Source organism: Pantoea sp. K16 (assembly GCF_048452805.1).
GTDB lineage: Bacteria > Pseudomonadota > Gammaproteobacteria > Enterobacterales > Enterobacteriaceae > Pantoea > Pantoea agglomerans.
This window is the reverse complement of sequence record NZ_JBLWNV010000008.1, coordinates 22,806-40,867: the sequence shown is the minus strand read 5'-3', so window position 1 is coordinate 40,867 and position 18,062 is coordinate 22,806. Positions and strand designations below refer to the sequence as shown.

Sequence of the window (18,062 nt, the reverse complement as noted above, 5' to 3'; positions counted from 1 at the left end):
GTATGAAAAGAACATCTACAAAGGGAGGAGGATTTGACGGCGGGTAAAACGGTTTATTTTCATTATCAGGTAATTACTTATGTGGGAAGCCACTTTTTCATGACCCAGGCCTCGCGTGCTTCATCCAGAATAATGCCCTGGTTTGTTGCCTCCACCATGCCCTGGTAACAATCAGAAAAAAGTGCCTGTTGCGATGCATAGCTGCCTGCTGGGGGTGCACAGTGCGACAGAAGGGTCATGACATCACATACGCACATCAGATGCTCAAGCTGGCGATCGCTTAGGTCGATTTTGTTAGGTTTCTCGTCGCGGGTCTGGGGCGTACCGCTACCTTTTATACCTCTGGCATTACCATCCATATCCTGCCATGCCCAGAACAGCACAGGGCGCAATAAAGGCTTTTGCTGTTCCTTACTGAGAACGTCCGTAAAAAGCACAGGGAAAATCCGCGTATCGTAAAACCGTAAAATCCCGCCCCGTCCTTCCTGCAAAATATCCATGCACTGTGTGAGCCAGCCAGCCAGGGCAGAAAAACGCCAGTGTGAGCACAACAGCAGCAATGGAGCCTGAACGGCAACCTGCTGACTCATGTCCTTGAGCCACTGCAACTGCTGAAGATCGTCAAGTCTAATGCGTGCAACCAGCGGAGCATCATCGACGATAAACGCTTCCGGAAGCCCGTGATAAAGTGACTGCCACTCCACCGACAGTGCATTCAGTGCAGGAATAACGCTGAAATCCAGCCCTGCCTGATCAACGATAAAATCAAGATAATCAGTTCTGGAAGTCCGGCAGGTAACAGCGACTTCTTCAATCCATTGCGCAGTCATTTATGCCTCCCTGGGTACAAAACCCTGCGCCAGTTGCTGAGCTTTTTTAAGGCACTCTTTGCATACTGATGCCGGCAGTTCTGGCAGAGGAAAATCCTCGCTGGCAGGCCCCTGCAAATCGTGCAGGCCTTTAAGACTGATTAATCCCGGCCCGTGAATATGCACCTCTCCCTTTGGCGTAAGACGAATATAAGCCCCGCCACAGCCCAGAGTAATGCCATTTTTAGCCGTCAACTGCAGGTGTCCCTGTGTTGACTGGACGGTGGCATCTTTCAGGGAAGTCAGCGACAGCGCATCACTATGTGACTCAATCTCCAGTGAACCTTTAGCTGATACCAGCCGCATACCTTCCTGTTGGGCCAGCAGTGAGACCGCCTGGCTCGCGTTCACCGAATAACACTGTGCTGCAGTGATATTGACTTCCCCCAGGCTCTGCAGGTACAACCCTTTCCCGCTGTACATCAGGGCTGTTTCCGGCGTAACGGAGGCAATACCTGTCGGTGAAGACAGCAACAGCGCAGGCTCTTTAAGCTCACTGGCACCTGAAACCAATGCTCTTAATGGCTCAGAGTCAGGCGTAATGTTGTGGTGAGTCTGCGTAATAGTTCCCCATCCAGTTACCTGATTCAGCGCCCCTTTAAGTAGAGTAATGGCTGGCTTCATGTCCAGCATCGGCCCCTGCGCCTTTGCCTGCCCATCAGTACTGATAAATATCCCTTTCTGCGCCCGGATGGCACCCCAACTGTCCGTCCGGAGCTCAAACCCCTCGCCGCGCTGCTGTTTCTCACTGTCGACCAGGTGCCCGAGATTGAGCTGGCTTTTGCCGCCGTACTCCGTGCTGACCTTGATATGCTCTTTCCCGCGCTCGTCATCGAGGCGGATTTTGTTGTTCGCAGGCGTCCGCAGGACGTTACGTTTGTAGTTTTGGATAGTGACATGATCACCGTGCGCCGAGTCGTGAAGTACGCCGGAAATATACGGCCGGCCCGGGTTACCGTCCTCAAAGCCAATCGCCACTTCAGTGCCCGCCAGCAGCGGCAGGTGCAGGCCGTAAGTGTCCCCGGCGTACGGGCGGGACTGCCGTACCCACAGACTCTCAAAGCCCGTATCCCAGCTGTCCCGGTCAAACAGCATGCTGACGCGGTAGCGGCCGTCTTTGTCGATATGTCCGTAGGTGTCATTTTCGGTGGTGCTGGTGACGCGCGCCGGCAGCGTGCCGGCCATCACCGGGCGGGCGCCGGGTTCAGGGCGGAAACTAAAATCAGTGCTGTCCGGGATGCCGTCGAAGTTGACACCAAAGTCTTCATCACGGCGCGCATGGCTGTGCATCGCCGTGACGACCACGCCCTGCGCGAACACGTCTGCCACTTCGTACCCGCCGGTGACTTTCAGTACCTGACCCGGAGAGAGGGTCGGGCAGCTGGTGATGGCATGAGTCTGCGTCTGGCCATTCAGATAACGCTCATGACGAATGCGGGCATAAAACGCCCCGGACTCCGGGGCCGAATTGCGGTCATGGGGATTCCCCGCCATCAGGTAGTTATCTCCCCAGTGGTAAGCCTCCCCACAGGTGGTGGCATCCCCGCGGGTCGCATCGACCCGGGTGTTCATGTCATCCGTGGCCTGGCGGTAGTTGTAGTCGCGGGTGCTGACCAGTTTCTGCACCACGTTATGGTGGCTCTCCATGCCCCAGACAGAGTCCACACCATCAGAATGCTGACCGGATGGCGGCACCGACGGCAGCGTCAGGCCTTTTTCATATCCCTGCTGACCGTCGTAAAACTCCACGACGTCGATGTTCAGGCGCGTATCAGTGGTAAAGCGGAACCAGATACCCACCTCACCCAGCAGGCGGGTGATAAAGTGCAGGTCGTCCTCACCGTACTGCATCACCTGCTCACGGCGCGGGTACTCTTTTGCAAGCGAAAACAGGAAATCCTGGCCGCGCATGTTGTGACGCTCGCGCAGAATTTTTTCCACGATTTGTGGGACCGACATGTCCTGATAAATGGCGTTCTGATGCGAACGGTCAAGCAGCGCCATGCGTGGCTGGAGCGTCAGGGCATAGTGGGTTTCATCCTTTGAGGTATTGAGACGTTCAAAGCCGCTCACCACCCCCTGAAGGGTTCGCACGACCTGCTGCATTTTGGTGCCGTAACCCTGATCAACCGGGGCCTGCAGCGTCAGGGAGCCCGTTTTCATCAGCATCATTTCTTTGCTGATGGCATGGTCAGAACTTGTGAATTCAATACGGTAACTGAACGGCGTGCTCAGGGCTTCATCGCCTTCAAACGCCAGTACATCGAGTTCTGCTTCACATCCCTTCACCGACAGCTGGTGATGGTTGTGGCTGAATCTGATCGGGGGATTACTGCTCATGCGTGCACTCCTTGTGTACGGTCAAACTCCAGCCCGATACCCTCTTCCTCACTCCAGCTAAGGCATAGCGACTGTGGTTTCTGTTTCGCAGCCATGTAGGTCAGCAACTGCTGACTCAGCACCGGCAGAATTTGTTGATTGAGCAGGCTGTCAACATTGCGTGCGCCGGTATCCGGCAGCAGGCAGGCGGCAGTCAGCGCGTCATACAGGCTCTCATCAATCTGCGTGGTCAAACCGTAGTGACGATGTAAGCGCTTGCTGACCTGTGATAGCTTCATTTCCACGATGGTACGCATGGTCGCTTCGGCCAGAGGGCGGTAAATCACGGTCTGGAAGCGGGCCAGCAGTGCCGGCTGGAAGTGGTAGCGTAAAAGCGGGCGCAGCAGTTCGTGCAGGTCGCCTTCGGTGGCATCCGGCTGTTCATCCAGCAGCTGCATGATGTGGTCGCTGCCGAGGTTGGAGGTCATCAGGATGACGGTGTTGCGGAAGTCGATTTCACGCCCTTCGCCGTCGCGCATAAAGCCACGGTCAAACACCTGATAGAACAGGTTCATCACGTCACGGTGCGCCTTTTCCACTTCATCGAGCAGCACGACGCTGTACGGGCGCTTGCGCACGGCTTCGGTGAGAATGCCGCCCTGCCCGTAGCCCACGTATCCCGGCGGCGAGCCTTTCAGCTGTGAAACCGTGTGCGACTCCTGGTACTCGGAGAGGTTGATGGTAATCAGCGCCTTTTCTCCGCCGTACAGCACATCCGCCAGCGCCAGCGCGGTTTCGGTCTTACCGACGCCGCTCGGGCCGACCAGCAGAAAGACACCCTGCGGACCATTTTCTGAGGTGAGGCCTGTTTTCGCCGCACGCAGGCGCTGAGCGATGGCGGTCAGAGGAACATTCTGGCCTACCACTCGCTGGCCAATTTCGTTTTCCAGGGTCAGCAGGTCGGTCTGTTCGTCTTTCATCAGTGACGACAGCGGCACGCCAGTCCAGTCGGCAATCACGGTGGCAACGGTGCGCACGTCCACATCAACGGAAAGCAGCGGGTTGCTGTGCTGCATGCCCTTCAGCTCCTGTTGCAGCGTGTGCGTCTCGCTCCGACGGGAGATGTCCTGCCGGCTTTCCAGCAGTTGTCCGGTGAGTTTCAGCTCCTGACCGTACTGGGTTTGAAGCTCGTCGAGTGCAACGATGAGATCGTTCTCTTCCTGCTCAATGGCGGTCAGGCGTTCACCATGACTCTGAGTGCCAACGGCGATATCTTCCAGCAGCGCCTGCTTCTCCATTTCAAGAGAGGTAATCTGCGAGCGAATGCGGGTCAGCTGTTCCGGCACGGTATCAAGACTCATGCGCACGCGCGCAGCGGCGGTATCCAGCAGGTCAACGGCCTTGTCCGGCAACTGGCGACCTGTCAGGTAGCGACGGGACAGCGTAACGGCGGCACGAACGGCGTCGTCAGTGATATGCACGTTGTGGTGTTCGGCATAGCGGGATTTGAGGCCACGCAGCATCAGGCAGGCCGTGTCGTCATCCGGCTCGTCCACCAACACCCGCTGGAATCGGCGCTCCAGCGCGGCATCCCGCTCAAAATACTGCTTATATTCGGACCAGGTGGTCGCGGCAATGGTGCGCAGCTCGCCACGCGCCAGCGCCGGCTTCAGCAGGTTGGCCGCATCGGCTCCGCCCGCCTGGTTACCGGCACCAATGATGGTATGCGCTTCGTCGATAAACAGCAGAACCGGCACCGGCGACTGCTGAACCGCATCGATGACGTTTTTCAGGCGTTGTTCAAATTCACCTTTCACGCCTGCGCCCGCCTGCAACAGACCGAGGTCAAGGGTGCGCAGGATGACCGGTTTGAGGGATTCAGGTACGTTGCCCTCGGCAATACGCAGCGCCAGACCTTCGACCAGAGCCGTTTTACCGACACCCGGTTCACCGACCAGAATCGGGTTGTTCTTACGACGGCGCGAGAGAATGTCGACCATCTGGCGGATTTCGGTATCACGGCCGAACACGGGGTCAATCTTGCCCTCCTTCGCTTTGGCGGTGACATCCAGAGTGAATTTATCCAGCGCGTTCTGCAGCGCCAGGTTCAGCTCCCCGACGTTCAGCTCTGCATCGACCGGACGGCCGACAAATTCCACGTCACCACCGTGGTTCTGCGCCAGTCCGGCTTCCTGCTGCACTTCCGGACGTTCATCCGACTGCCCATCAAGCAGCGGACGCAGACGTTCCAGCTGACTCTGGCCCAGCGTCAGCAGCGGCCACAGCCCGTCACAGCGAACCAGTTTCTGTTTGTAAACCAGCGCCATCAGTAGATGGATGCTGCGGATTTGTTCCTCGCCGTTAAGGGAAGCAATCAGCCAGGCTTCCTGCATCAGCGTCTGAATGGCATCAGACAACTGTGGACGTTGACGTACTGAACGCGGCTGTTTATCCAGCCAGGCAAGCAAATCCTGCCAAAGCTGGTCCATATCCCACTCATAGCGGCGGGCAAGCACCGTCAGGTCACCTTCCCCCTGTTCGAGCAGCTTCAGCAGCCAGTGCTCCGGCAAAATTTCCGCATGGGCGCGGGTCTGGCAGAGCGACGCCGCCCCTTCCATCGCACGGGCACAGTAAGGGTTCAGACGTCGCAACAGGATGGCTGGGTTTTCCATGAATCTCTCTCTTTGTCGGTTCCTGGACACGCTACCGCCCATCGCTGTTCCCGTTAAGGGGACCAAAGCGCATACGGTCAGGCTGGCAGTTTGTGATTTTCTTTGCTGAAAGCCCGCGAGCTGCAGACGTTCAGCAAAACAGCGGAAAGGTCATCCCCCTCCGCTTAAAAACGAGGATTACGCTTAAGAGTTCGTGTCGCAGGAAGGCGGCAAGTTCGTAAGTCTCCGGGAACATAGATAACTATGTGACCGGAGCGAGCGAACGCAGCCAACGCACCTGTGGCGCGAAATATGACGCGTAATCAGGCGGTGGCGCGTTCGTTCCAGGAATCGGAATGAATGATGTTGCCGTCTTTGTAGGTCCAGGTGATTTTTTCGTAACGCAGTTCAATGCGCTCAAGGTGGTTGTGCTTCTCTTTGGAAGGATCCTTGATGTCATACATTTCAGGATTCACTTTCACCACTTTCACGTTTTCCAGTTTGGTGTTGAAGTACTCGACTTCCTGGCCCGCGTCGTTGATTTTGTACCACCTGAATTCCGCAGACTTGAGGGTCTGACCGGTGGTCACAGCCTTGTACAGGTACGGGCTGGACGAGTCGATTTCCTTGGTGAACAGGAACGGGGTGTGGATACGGGTCCCGGTCAGCTTGCCAGTGTTGTTGTCGGTCGGGATGTACAGGTTATGCTCCTGCGCCACCACTTCGATGCTGCCATCACGATCCTGAACGTCCACGGACCCTTTAATGTCCGCGCCGCCGTCGTCTTTCAGCCAAAGATAAACAGGAATTGCCATGGAATTACTCTCCATTGTGTTGTGATGCGCCATCATCCTGCGATGACGCTGAGGGTTGGCCCGGTATCTGACAGGCATTGGCCTGCGGTACCAGACTGATTTCGACACGGCGGTTGAGCGCGCGCCCTTCCGGGGTGTCATTGGTTGCGATAGGACGGCTTGCGCCATAACCCTGCACCGCAAAACAGCTTTCCGGCACGTCACCGGTGTCACGCATCCAGTCGCGCACCGCTTCGGCACGTTTCTGAGAAAGCGTCTGGTTCAGTTGCGGATTGCCGGTGTTATCGGTGTGGCCAGCGACCACAATCAGCCAGCCTGGCTTCGCCTTGATACCGACCAGTGAGTTCACCAGCATTTTGGTGGAGCCAGCCTTCAGCATGGATTTGCCGGAATCGAACAGCGACATACTGTCGAGGCGGACAATTTTCGGTACCGGTTTGGGTTTCGGCTGTGGTTCAGGCGGCGGAGGCGGTGGCACATAAGAGCGGATCGCATCCAGCACAGGCATTCGCAGACGTTCCCCCTGATACAGACCAAGGCTCATCCGCATCGGTACGCCATTGCGCGCCCAGCCATCCAGCTCTGCCGCATCGTCACGCAGGACGGCAACGGCGTCGGCTTTTGGGCCGAAATCATGCATCGGGATACGGTCATAGCGGGCAATGTCGAAACTCACACGCTTCAGCAACTGACGATTGTTCCAGCCACTACTGAGCAGCGCAGCAATGGCCGCCAGCGTGAAAATACCGAGCGCACAGCAGAAGGCTCGCCCACGCGGCGTGACGCCTCGCCCTTCGGGCAGCAGCGGCAGGATAAAATCCGGGAAGGGGGAGATAACCGTACTGTCCGTTCCTGACGGCTGCCAGCCCGCCACCTGCTGCATCGCAGTGTGACGGGAAAGCCATGCAGTCCAGGCTGATGTGGCCAGACTTCCGGCAAGGATCGGTCCCATTCCCCACAGCACCGCGGCAGGCGCAATAACAGGAACGTCGGGATTCTCATCCATAAAGACAGCCTGGACGTGCTGATGGAACCAGCTTATCAGGCTGTTCATCAGCACCTGTTGCTGCATCGCAGGCGGCCCATTGGTGGTAACCCATGCAGCGATTGAACCCGGCGCTGAAGATTCACGCCAGACCCTCACCCCTTCACCCGGGATAGCCGCTTGCCAGAGCAGATCATTCATCATCGCGCTGCCAACCTGACCATTCAGAACCAGCGGCACAGAATGGCCCGTCTCTTTACGCAACTGGCTGATTTGCCATCGCAGGGCCAGCAGACGGCTGGTAAGCGTTTCGCTGTCGGCGTGTGTCTGCGGACAGACGCTGACCATCACCGACAGCTGTCGACCCCAGTCAGGTCGCAACCCCAGTACCTGGCGGGCTGCCTGCTCCAGATCCTGATGATCTTCCACTCGGATCCAGCAACCCTGCGTAACCGTAAGCACCGGTGACTGCTGCATACATTCCAGCGGCAGATCGCCACAGACCAGCACCACGGGCTGACGGTAAGTGGCTTCCGGAAGGTCATCCAGACGCAGGGTGACGTCATGCTCCGCACGACGACTGGCGACAGTCCGGAACGCCAGGATAAGCCCCAGAACGGTAAGCAGAACAAGTACAGAAACCAGACTGGATAGCGGCAGGAAGCCCAGGCAGACCACTGCACTCAGCAGGGCGGCCCACAGCGCAAGCCCGCGCTGCTGTGCAGGACTCATTTCACGGCCCCCGGTAACAGGGTCGCCAGCATCTGATCCAGCCAGTGATCCAGTCCCCACCAGAGTGCGGTGACCACCACCACGCTCAGGCCGATACACACGGGCCATGACGTTAGCCAACCACCCATTCCTCGTCCGGTACGGCTTTCTGCCAGTATCGGGTGAGTCTGCGGATAGCTGAACGGCGTGACATGTTCACTGAGCGCGTTGACGAGTTTCTGGCGCTCCGGATCATTCAGCGAGCGGAAACTGCCGAGGAACCCCAGCATCATGACCCGCTGGAAGCAGGTCACGACAGCATGGTCAGGCGCCGGTTCACGCAGCACGTCGCGCATCCGATCGCACAGCGTATCACCGGCGTCCATGGTGCCGAGGAAGTGCCCCTGTAGGGGAATGTCATACCACTGCACGCAGGCATCATCCTCCACACCGCGACCTTTTACGGCTTCATCAAGCAGCGCACACTGTGCAGTGAGAATATGCTGACAGCTGGCTTCATCGAGCTCGCTCGCTTTCAGATCACGCTGCACACGCTCAACATCAGCAATGCAGCGCTCCCACAACGTGCGCCCTTCTCCATCCTGAAACGTCGGACCGTGACGCAGGCTGATCACCTGCAGCCAGGTGTCCTGCAGCAGGGCATCAATATCAATGGACGCGGCCGCGCCGCGTTTGCGCTCACTCATGTTCTCAGTACCGCAAAGAGTTCAAGTTCAGGCTCGCCGAGCATGCCCGGCACGTAAAACATACAGGTTCCACCCTGGAGCATTTCGGTAGCCAGAGGATGAGAGACGTCCAGGCTGAAATACTGGTTTTCCAGACGCAGTGGAATAGCGGCCGGCACATGACGCAGTGGCGTCAGAGGGACGCCCACCCGCGATGAATTGACGATACCCCTGACATGATCCGGACTGCCGACCTTGCACTGGCGCGGGAACTGTTCCTGCAGCTGTGCTACCGGCATCGGTGAACGTACGGAGAGGTAGTAATCGGCCCCTTCGCGCAGGCGTGGGTCATGCAGACGGGCCTGCCAGAAGTGAAGCCGGGCATCATGCTCAAGCTCAATCGCCACCACCCGCGACGGCAGGCTGGCTTCCAGCAGGTCACCCAACAGGTCAAAGAGCGGCGGGAAGACGTTATTCAGTTGCTCATGCTGCCAGACAGGAATAGCGCTCACCTGGTGTTCCAGCGAGAAGGTCAGCAGGCTGCCCGCAAGGCGTGCCAGTTCCGGGTACAGACGCTCCGGTGGACTTTGCGGGTGACACTGAAACTGTCCGAGCAAGGGTTCTGCGCTGTTCAGGGCATTGAGCAGCCAGAACAGAGACACATCAGCCACGGCAAAATCGGCCATGCGCTCGTTACTTTCACGACGCATGTCCATCAGGCGGCTCAGACGGGCACGCAGTTGCGTCATCAGTTGTTCCAGCTGAGTTACCAGCCAGCGACTGCTCTGGATGGTAAGGAGCGGAGGAAGAAACGTCTCATCCAGTAACCACGCCCCCTGTGAATCCTGCTGCAGGCGGGCGACCGGACAGGTCAGGTAATCACTGTTGTTCTGATGGGCGAAACGCAGCGTCAGCTCTGGCTGCATCACCGCAATCTGGCGGGTATCGTCCCCAAAGGTGTTGCGGACATCCCGCCAGCGCTGGCGATAACGCACAGGACGCTCGGCCACCTCATCGGGTTTGAGGCAGTTGCCGCCATTTGCCCGCAGTAGTGGAAGCGCCAGAACCACCACCACTTCCTGTGATTCGCCCTCAAGCGCCAGCACCGGCGGCAGGGAGTCGGCATTATCCGTGTCGATAAGCGTGCCGTCGGGGAAACGGATGTGCAGATGACGGGCCTGCAGACGGCCCAGTTTCAGTGCATCCGGTTCGAAAGTGGCCTCAATCATCCCCCAGGGATGGGAGAGGCCCAGTCGGGCAATGCACTCCGCAGACCAGGCCGCGTACGCGACCTGTTGCTGGAAGTGCTGGGGAGAGACCATAACGCCCCTGCCCCATAACGGTTGTTCCGTTTTCATTGGCTTCCTGCCTTAGCTTATGATTTCGCTTTCGGCATCTGGGAGACCAGCGACAGGTTGACGTCCATCCCTTCCACCTGGAAGTGCGGCACGGCATAGAGCTTCACGCGGAAGAAACCCGGGTTGTCCTCGATATCCTCCACCGTCACTTTCGCGTCGCGCAGCGGGTGAGAAGCCTGCAGCTCGTCGCCCGGATCGGTCATTTCAGTCACCAGACTACGAACCCAGGTGTTCAGCTCAAGCTCCAGCAGACGACGGTCTTTGGTAGTCCCGATATTTTCCCGCTGTATAAGCTTCAGGTAGTGGGCAATACGCGACAGCAGGAAGATGTACGGCAGACGCGCATTGATGCGGCTGTTGGCTGTCGCATCTGCGGTGTCATACAGGGCTGGTTTCTGGGTCGAGTTCGCCGAGAAGAAGCACGCGTAGTCGCGGTTCTTGTAGTAGGAGAGCGGAATAAAGCCGAGATTGGCGAACTCAAATTCGCGGGTTTCCGGGATCATCACTTCAGAGGGAATTTTCACCTGATTGCCGGTGCCGAGGTCATACAGGTGGATAGGCAGATCCTGAACGGCACCACCGGCCTGCGGGCCACGGATTTGCACACACCAGCCGTTATTGATAAAGCTGCGCACCATGTTGGATGCAAAGGCGAAGGATGCGTTGGCCCAGAGGTATTTGTCGTGATCCGGGCCTTTCACTTCTTCAACATAGTTGAAGCTGCGCACGGGTACGGTATCCGGGCCATACGGCAGGCGGCCCAGCACACGCGGCATCACCAGACCGATATAGCGGGAATCATCCGTCTCACGAAACGATTTCCACTTGATGTACTCGGCACGGTCAAAGTAGTTACCGATATCTTTTATAGCCGCCACTTCCTCCATCGAATCCTTGAGGAAAAATTTGGGGCCGGCGGAGCCGATAAACGGCATATGCGCAGCAGCAGACACTTTAGAGATGTTGCGCAGAAGCGTTACATCCTGAGCGGAAGCATCAAACTCGTAGGCGGAAATCAGCGCGGCAATCGGCTCTCCACCCGGGGTGTCATACTCATCAATATAGGTATGCTTATACAGTCCGCTCTGGATAATTTCCGGGCAGTCTTCGAAGTCCTGTCGCAGGTCTTCTTTGGACATATCCAGCAGTTCAACCTTCACGTTCTGACGGAAATCGGTTTTATCGACCAGGGATTTCACGCCGCGCCACAGACTTTCTACCGCCTGGAAGTCCTCATGGTGCATGACAGCATCAAGCTGACGACTAATCTGGTAGTCCAGCTCAGCGATATGATGGTCAATCAGGTTTTTGTCGAGTTTTTCAACTTTTGAGCCCGCTTTTGTCAGGCACTCCAGGAACACCTGCATTCCGGCCGTTAAACGCTCATCCGCAGTCGCATCCGACATCGCCTGCGCATCCTGCCAGATATCCAGTGCACTGAGTTCGGAGACCGGCTTCAGATTGATTTTTTTAAACAGAGACGCATAAACCCCACCAGCGGCCGGACGTTCCAGCACCACACTCTCGCCACCCGCGGCATTCTCATTTTTTACAGACATCAACATCTTCCTTATTAATCCGTTAAAACATCCTGACCGTTATGGCTGTTTAGGGGCCAGAGCAGACAACTCAGATCTGAGTTCTGCGCTTAATGCCGGGTCGAGCAGAATTTTTTCAAGCTCTTTCCGGAAAGCCTGATTGTCCAGCAGGTTAGCTTTTAAATCGCGAAGCAGATTGCGCATGGAAAGCATCGCCTTCAGCTGAGGGATCTGCCGGGAAACCTGCTCAGGGGTGAAATCCTTCATGCTCTGGAATGTCAGATTGATATTGTCTTCGCTACCGTCACCGGCAAGCGTGTTTTTAACGGTGAGATTTACTTTTGGGGAATATTCGGAAAGTACTGAGTCAAAGTTATTTTTGTTCAGATTAACTTTTTTGCGTTCAGAGAGTGGCGCGGACTCCTGACCATTACTGAAGTCGCCCGCCACCAGTAATTTCAGGGGGAGTTCGGTTTTCTTGCTCGCCCCGCCCGTATGCAAATCAAGTTTTAAATTGATACGTGCCTTGGGTATTTCGGACTGAAAGGAAGAGTTAGACATGGCTGTCCCTGTTCTATGGAGTGATAGAAACCGCCACAGCCAGTGTCAAATATTAAGAATGGCTTACCCTGCCATAAAACATTCCTGCTATTAAACATTCAGTAAAAAGCAGAACCTGCAGTCAGAAGCGAGTACATTCCATTTACTGGCGATATGACGTGATGAAAGAGCGTAAATCCTGAATTTATTTTTCAGATAAACACCCATGGCGCGAGTTTAGAAATAGTGGGTTAACCAAAGGAAATGATAATATGTAACCAAATGTAACAGGATGAACTTGCCAGAAAAAATCTGATACTGATCTGATATATAAGATTTTTCTTAAGATTTCGGCTGTGGGGCGCATGATAGCTGGGACTAAAAAATGTTTCAGTGAATAGTTCATTGCGGGATTGAGCAGAGAAATTACCCAATGCTAAAAAGTGCGGTTCATGCTTTTTTTACAGGATAGCGGCAGAAAGTGAAAACGAGAACCAGCCCAAACGGGTTAGTTTGCATGATAAGTTATGTTAATGATTTGTGGCACTGTTATACGCTGCTAATGTGCCTGTTGCCGCTAAGAAGTTCATCGACTTTCCCGACGACACGCTGAGGGCGTCATGCCATAAACCTGCCGGAAACGATGGCTGAAGTGGGCTGAAGAGTGGTAACCACACTGAAGGGCAATATCGGTCATCGTCAGCTCGGGCCGCTCAAGCAACATCCTTGCACGATCCATACGACGGCGCATCACGAACTGGTGTGGTGCCTCGCCAGTGGTGTGACGGAACATGCGGGCAAAGTGAAACTCACTCAATGCCGCTTCCTGCGCCAGCACAGACAGGGTTAAAGGCTGATCGAGATGGGTTTCAATAAATTCCAGAACCCGCCGTAATACAGCGGGAGCCAGTCCACCCCGTACCTGGGGCAGTTGCCACTTAACTTCGCTGTAGTGCTGCAGCAGATGGGTCAGCAAGAGTGTTGATGCGCTGCTCAGCGTCAGCTGGCTGGCGGGCTGTTGCCAGTCGCTGCTCAGCAGAAAGTGTCGATAGAGCTGGGTAATGCGGTCATCAACAGAGAAGATTTTCTCATGCAGGTTTAACTGCGCCGGACTGCGGTCCCAGACCCGTTCGGCCAGTTGCCGCAGCTGGTTCTCGCTGCAATAGAGATGAACAAAGGCGAGATCGGCACGCAGATCCCAGGTTGATTCCGTGCCTGCCGGCATCAGACAGAAGCGGTCCGGTGCGCCACCGTTACGCCAGCCATTCGGAGTTTTATGCCAGGTATCGTAGCCGCCCGCCACGTAAAGGCTCAGCGTGTGATGGTCGCTGAGGTTTGTCACGCGATCGCCACTATTAAACCAGGCTGCCAGCTGAATGCCGCTGTGAAGCTGCACCTGATCGCGCAGTTGTGCTTTGTGTCGTTGCAGCATGTCAAAGGTCTGGAAGCGACTCATCGGGGTATCAGTTCAGATAAACAGAGTGCCAGTTTACGGATTGCGCGGGACAGAAAACAGAGCACATCGGGACAGAGAGTAAAAATGCGCAAGATTTTGCAAACCCTGCGCAATCCGCTGCAAGACCAAAGAGCGTTGCGGGCGCAGACTCGGCGTTTTGCGGTGGAGAATCTGGTAATGAACCTGTTTTTGTATCTCTCAGTCGTGCTGATCTGGGGCACGACCTGGATTGCGATTTATGCGCAACAGTCTGCAGGCATCAGCGCCGTAACTGTCGCTGTCTTCTGGCGTTTTTTGCTGGCCTCGCTGGTCATGTTATTGCTGCTTAAGCTGATAAAGCGTCTGCACAGGCTGACGCTGCAGGATCACCTCTTCTGTATGCTGCAGGGCTGTTGCGTTTTTGGCTTCAACTTTGTCTGCTTTTATTACGCCTCTGGCTATATCAGCAGCGGACTGGAGTCGGTCATTTTCTCTATGGCTGTGATGTATAACGCCATTAACAGCTGGATATTTTTCCGTCAGCGCCCTTCCGCACGTCTGATTCCGGCGATAGTGCTCGGCATGGCGGGCATTGTTGCGTTGTTCTGGCACGATCTGCGCAGCACTCAGGCCTCGGCCGGCTTGATGTGGGGCATTGGGTTAAGTGCGCTGGGTACGCTGGGATTTTCATTCGGCAATATGATCAGTCAGCGGCATCAGCGTCTGCAACGTGACGTGCTGACAACCAACAGTTACGGCATGTTATACGGTGCGCTGATCATGGCACTGGTCTCGCTGCTGCAGGGTGTTTCGCTGCAGCCGACATGGAATACACAGTGGTTTGGGGCATTGATCTATCTGGCTATCGTGGGATCGGTGATGGGATTCGGGGCCTATTTTACGCTGGTGGGACGTATCGGAGCCAGTCGGGCTGCCTATACAACGGTGCTGTTTCCGCTGGTGGCGCTGGCACTCTCTACCCGTTATGAAGGATATGAGTGGCATGCCAGCGCCATCCCTGGCCTTGTCATGATTTTACTGGGCAATGTCGTGATGTTTGCCCGTTGGCCGGCAAGTCGCCGCCGGATAATCATCTGACGCGGAGGCGGGCTGAAGCCCGCGTCCGGATGGGCGTTATGCCCACTGCTGCTGAAGGAGTTTCTGTGGTTTATTGATCGCTTTACGCGCAATCCAGTAGAGCAGAACACGCTCATCGTCACTATCACGATCGGCCATCGACAGCAGTTTTAATGCCAGCGTCGATTTGGTCACAGGCTGTTGTTCTGTACTGAGTTCAATCACCGCCTGACCGATGATGCAGCAAACTTCATCCTCACTGGTGCTGGATTCATATGTCCGGTCTTTCATATTTCCTCCTGATAAGTGAACTCTTAGCCTGGCAAATAATCTGAAAACCTGCTCACAGAATCATCTTAATGAAACATTATCTTACGGCTAATTACGCTTAATCATTAAGCTGCCGTTTTGCTTACTTTTGACGCGACGTTGCCAACCCCTCCCGATGCCGTTCATACCGCCTGAATGGCATTTCATTCCCCGATCCGTTCCGTTCATGCCTTTACTGCTCACGCGCGCGAATCACTGCTTTATTCTGACCGCAGTTTCCAGATTCCCGGATGGGAGAGAAAAATTATGAACCAGACTCAACAGGCTTCTTACCAGCGTGCTCGCTGGCTTACATTGTTCGGAACGGTAATCACTCAGTTCGCACTGGGTTCAGTCTACACATGGAGTTTGTTCAACGGCCAGCTGTCCCAGAAGCTGGATGCGACGGTCAGTCAGGTCGCTTTTTCGTTTGGTCTGCTGAGCCTGGGGCTGGCTATTGCCTCCTCGCTGGCCGGTAAATTACAGGAACGTTTTGGCGTACGCCGCGTCACTATCGGGGCGGGTGTGCTGATGGCGCTGGGTTTCTGGCTTACTGCGCATGCTAATAACCTGATGATGCTCTATTTCAGCGCCGGGCTGCTGGTGGGTCTGGCGGATGGCGCAGGTTACCTGATGACGCTCTCAAACTGCGTGAAGTGGTTTCCGGAGCGCAAAGGAATGATCTCTGCCTGTGCGATTGGCGCTTACGGTCTTGGCAGTCTGGGATTCAAATTTATCTGCGGGGCGCTGCTGGCAACGGTGGGTCTGGAGCAGACCTTTATGATCTGGGGCGTGCTCGCGATGTCGATGATTATCCTCGGTGCACTGCTGATGCGTGATGCCCCCCTTCAGGATACCGGGAGCAGCACGAATGGTCAGCAACATGCGCGGGATTACACGCTGGCACAGTCGGTGCGTCTGCCTCAGTACTGGATGCTGGCGCTGATGTTCCTGACAGCCTGCATGAGCGGTCTCTATGTGATAGGCGTTGCCAAAGATATCGGCGAAGGGCTGGTGCATCTGACTACGCAGACCGCTGCCAGTGCGGTAACGGTGATTGCGATTGCCAACCTGAGTGGCCGTCTGGTGCTGGGCATACTGTCTGACAAAATGATGCGCATCCGGGTTATTTCACTGGCGCAAATCGTGTCGCTGATCGGGATGAGCGTGCTGCTGTTTACCCGAATGAATGAGATCACCTTCTTCCTGTCACTCGCCTGTGTAGCCTTCAGCTTTGGCGGTACCATCACGGTATTCCCGTCGCTGGTCAGTGACTTTTTCGGCCTCAACAACCTGACAAAAAACTATGGTCTGCTCTATCTCGGATTTGGTATCGGAAGCGTGCTGGGCTCACTGGTCGCCTCGCTGTTTGGCGGGTTCACCGTCACCTTCAGCCTGATTATGACGCTGCTGGTCATCTCCCTGTTCCTGTCACTCACCATCCGCTTACCACAGAGTTCTGTTACAGCAACACCTGTATTGCAACGTCATTAACCATCACGACGGGCCGCGCCAGAGCGGCCCGTTCACGTTTAGCCGCGGAATCGCGGCTCTGCCATGCCCGCCACCGAGACGTCCACCGCAAAGATATCGCCTGACTGCGGATAGCGTGCCAGCTCCTCTTCGGTGCGATCTTCCCGTGAACTGGTAATAAACAGCGTTTTAAGATCGGCGCCACCAAAGGCCACCATGGTTGGCCACTTCACCGGCAGCAGGATCTCATCGACGATTTCGCTGCTCTGGGGATCGATGCGTACTACGCGTCCGCCATCAAACTGTGCGGACCAGTAAAATCCTTCGCTATCCACTGCGGCACCATCCGGCAATCCACCTTTCGCGTCGAAACGGCGGAACAGGGTGCGTTCGCCCGGTTCGCCCTGCGCGTTTAATGGATAGCGATAGAGCGCTTCATTCGGCGTGTCACTGTGATACATCCAGCGCCGGTCGGGAGAGAAGGCCAGCCCGTTGGAAATTTTAATGTCACGCGCTTTGACCTCCAGCTTCAGGTCAGGCGTCACACGGCACAGCAGCCCGCCATTTTTGTCCTGCGGTTCCCACAGGCTGCCGCACCAGAAATTCCCCCAGGGATCAACGCGGCCATCATTAAATCGGCTTTGCGCAGCCTCACCGGGATTTTCTGCGATCTTTTTCTCTGGCTTACCCTGCGCATCCAGCAGCCAGACACCGCCACGCAATGCAGCTATCAGACCGCCCTGCTCACGCAGACCGATGCATCCCACCTCTTCCGCCTGCGGGAAGGTTTGCAGTTCACCGCTGACCGGATCAAAACGGTGAATGGCGGGTGCCAGAATATCGACACAGTACAGCACCTGTTCTTCCACTGACCAGAGCGGGCATTCGCCCAGTTCAGCCTGTAAAGCCAGAATATTTTTAACGTCATGCACCATGTTTCTCTCCCGTTGAACTGACATGCTAATAATGTAGTTGTAAAAACTTTCAAATGAGAATTATTTTCGCTTGATTTTGAGACTATTCTCTTTGATAGTATTTACTATTCAGTTCATTCTTATTTCTTTATTATTCTCCGCTGTAAACGACAGCACTCTGAAATATTCCGTCATACCTTCTTAAATAACTCTACAAAGCCTGCATCTTCACTCCACTTTTCCAGCGTAGTGTCATAGTCATTGGAAAAGAGGAGAAGCTTCCGATGAAGAGATTAATTAAAGTCGCTTCGGTGGTTGCGCTGATGACCTTATTAAGTGGTTGTATCATCAGCCCCAGACACGACAATGGCTGGCACCGCGG

The 18,062-nt window shown here is 55.6% G+C and carries 14 protein-coding genes; 2 read left to right on the top strand and 12 right to left on the bottom strand.

The genetic code is table 11. From position 1 onward, the window contains the following. Positions 1-77: 77 nt before the first annotated feature. The 10 genes from ACK13D_RS12175 to ACK13D_RS12130 form a co-directional block, all read right to left on the bottom strand. On the bottom strand, positions 78-830 hold the full coding sequence (locus ACK13D_RS12175; protein WP_163798838.1) for a DUF4123 domain-containing protein: 753 nt from the start codon (positions 828-830) through the stop codon (positions 78-80). Next, positions 831-3,209 carry a type VI secretion system Vgr family protein gene (locus tag ACK13D_RS12170; RefSeq protein ID WP_418796460.1) on the bottom strand — a complete coding sequence of 793 codons (2,379 nt, stop codon included), beginning with the start codon at positions 3,207-3,209 and terminating at the stop codon, positions 831-833. After that, complete coding sequence (gene tssH, locus ACK13D_RS12165) at positions 3,206-5,860, bottom strand: type VI secretion system ATPase TssH (protein WP_010671390.1); 2,655 nt, start codon at positions 5,858-5,860, stop codon at positions 3,206-3,208. Before tssH ends, ACK13D_RS12170 begins: the two co-directional genes overlap by 4 nt. A gap of 302 nt (positions 5,861-6,162) precedes the next feature. Beyond that, positions 6,163-6,654, bottom strand: a complete 492-nt coding sequence (hcp, locus tag ACK13D_RS12160; protein ID WP_033769751.1) for a type VI secretion system effector Hcp — start codon at positions 6,652-6,654, stop codon at positions 6,163-6,165. Positions 6,655-6,658: 4 nt separating this feature from the next. Then, positions 6,659-8,371 carry an OmpA family protein gene (locus ACK13D_RS12155; RefSeq protein WP_418796458.1) on the bottom strand — a complete coding sequence of 571 codons (1,713 nt, stop codon included), beginning with the start codon at positions 8,369-8,371 and terminating at the stop codon, positions 6,659-6,661. Then, positions 8,368-9,057 (bottom strand): type VI secretion system protein TssL, short form, encoded by a 690-nt coding sequence (tssL, locus tag ACK13D_RS12150; protein ID WP_089415061.1) that lies wholly within the window; start codon positions 9,055-9,057, stop codon positions 8,368-8,370. Before tssL ends, ACK13D_RS12155 begins: the two co-directional genes overlap by 4 nt. Beyond that, positions 9,054-10,394 (bottom strand): type VI secretion system baseplate subunit TssK, encoded by a 1,341-nt coding sequence (gene tssK, locus ACK13D_RS12145; RefSeq protein ID WP_010671386.1) that lies wholly within the window; start codon positions 10,392-10,394, stop codon positions 9,054-9,056. Before tssK ends, tssL begins: the two co-directional genes overlap by 4 nt. 17 nt (positions 10,395-10,411) lie before the next feature. Continuing rightward, the gene (gene tssC, locus ACK13D_RS12140) at positions 10,412-11,959 is read right to left on the bottom strand and encodes a type VI secretion system contractile sheath large subunit (RefSeq protein WP_033769744.1); all 1,548 of its coding nucleotides are present in this window, start codon (positions 11,957-11,959) and stop codon (positions 10,412-10,414) included. Positions 11,960-11,992: 33 nt separating this feature from the next. Next, the gene (gene tssB, locus ACK13D_RS12135) at positions 11,993-12,493 is read right to left on the bottom strand and encodes a type VI secretion system contractile sheath small subunit (protein WP_010671384.1); all 501 of its coding nucleotides are present in this window, start codon (positions 12,491-12,493) and stop codon (positions 11,993-11,995) included. 565 nt (positions 12,494-13,058) lie between these two features. Further along, the gene (locus ACK13D_RS12130) at positions 13,059-13,928 is read right to left on the bottom strand and encodes a helix-turn-helix domain-containing protein (RefSeq protein ID WP_045139784.1); all 870 of its coding nucleotides are present in this window, start codon (positions 13,926-13,928) and stop codon (positions 13,059-13,061) included. 177 nt (positions 13,929-14,105) lie between these two features. Between ACK13D_RS12130 and ACK13D_RS12125 the strand changes: the two genes are divergently transcribed. Continuing rightward, positions 14,106-15,005: a DMT family transporter gene (locus tag ACK13D_RS12125; RefSeq protein ID WP_418796455.1), complete on the top strand. Its 900-nt coding sequence runs from the start codon at positions 14,106-14,108 to the stop codon at positions 15,003-15,005. 36 nt (positions 15,006-15,041) lie between these two features. Here ACK13D_RS12125 and ACK13D_RS12120 read toward each other — a convergent pair whose 3' ends face one another. Beyond that, the gene (locus ACK13D_RS12120) at positions 15,042-15,275 is read right to left on the bottom strand and encodes a hypothetical protein (protein WP_010257893.1); all 234 of its coding nucleotides are present in this window, start codon (positions 15,273-15,275) and stop codon (positions 15,042-15,044) included. A gap of 285 nt (positions 15,276-15,560) precedes the next feature. On the opposite strand from ACK13D_RS12120, the gene ACK13D_RS12115 reads away from it, so the two are divergent. Beyond that, the gene (locus ACK13D_RS12115; RefSeq protein ID WP_022624176.1) at positions 15,561-16,787 is read left to right on the top strand and encodes an L-lactate MFS transporter; all 1,227 of its coding nucleotides are present in this window, start codon (positions 15,561-15,563) and stop codon (positions 16,785-16,787) included. Between the two features lie 38 nt (positions 16,788-16,825). Here the strand turns inward: ACK13D_RS12115 and ACK13D_RS12110 are convergent, their stop codons facing one another. Then, on the bottom strand, positions 16,826-17,701 hold the full coding sequence (locus tag ACK13D_RS12110) for an SMP-30/gluconolactonase/LRE family protein (RefSeq protein ID WP_207254015.1): 876 nt from the start codon (positions 17,699-17,701) through the stop codon (positions 16,826-16,828). Positions 17,702-18,062: the final 361 nt, after the last annotated feature.

Coding starts and splice junctions, on each gene's coding strand:
- ACK13D_RS12175 (WP_163798838.1), bottom strand. CDS start 830: ATGACTGCGCAATGGATTGAAGAAGTCGCTGTTACCTGCCGGACTTCC.
- ACK13D_RS12170 (WP_418796460.1), bottom strand. CDS start 3,209: ATGAGCAGTAATCCCCCGATCAGATTCAGCCACAACCATCACCAGCTG.
- tssH (WP_010671390.1), bottom strand. CDS start 5,860: ATGGAAAACCCAGCCATCCTGTTGCGACGTCTGAACCCTTACTGTGCC.
- hcp (WP_033769751.1), bottom strand. CDS start 6,654: ATGGCAATTCCTGTTTATCTTTGGCTGAAAGACGACGGCGGCGCGGAC.
- ACK13D_RS12155 (WP_418796458.1), bottom strand. CDS start 8,371: ATGAGTCCTGCACAGCAGCGCGGGCTTGCGCTGTGGGCCGCCCTGCTG.
- tssL (WP_089415061.1), bottom strand. CDS start 9,057: ATGAGTGAGCGCAAACGCGGCGCGGCCGCGTCCATTGATATTGATGCC.
- tssK (WP_010671386.1), bottom strand. CDS start 10,394: ATGAAAACGGAACAACCGTTATGGGGCAGGGGCGTTATGGTCTCTCCC.
- tssC (WP_033769744.1), bottom strand. CDS start 11,959: ATGTTGATGTCTGTAAAAAATGAGAATGCCGCGGGTGGCGAGAGTGTG.
- tssB (WP_010671384.1), bottom strand. CDS start 12,493: ATGTCTAACTCTTCCTTTCAGTCCGAAATACCCAAGGCACGTATCAAT.
- ACK13D_RS12130 (WP_045139784.1), bottom strand. CDS start 13,928: ATGAGTCGCTTCCAGACCTTTGACATGCTGCAACGACACAAAGCACAA.
- ACK13D_RS12125 (WP_418796455.1), top strand. CDS start 14,106: ATGAACCTGTTTTTGTATCTCTCAGTCGTGCTGATCTGGGGCACGACC.
- ACK13D_RS12120 (WP_010257893.1), bottom strand. CDS start 15,275: ATGAAAGACCGGACATATGAATCCAGCACCAGTGAGGATGAAGTTTGC.
- ACK13D_RS12115 (WP_022624176.1), top strand. CDS start 15,561: ATGAACCAGACTCAACAGGCTTCTTACCAGCGTGCTCGCTGGCTTACA.
- ACK13D_RS12110 (WP_207254015.1), bottom strand. CDS start 17,701: ATGGTGCATGACGTTAAAAATATTCTGGCTTTACAGGCTGAACTGGGC.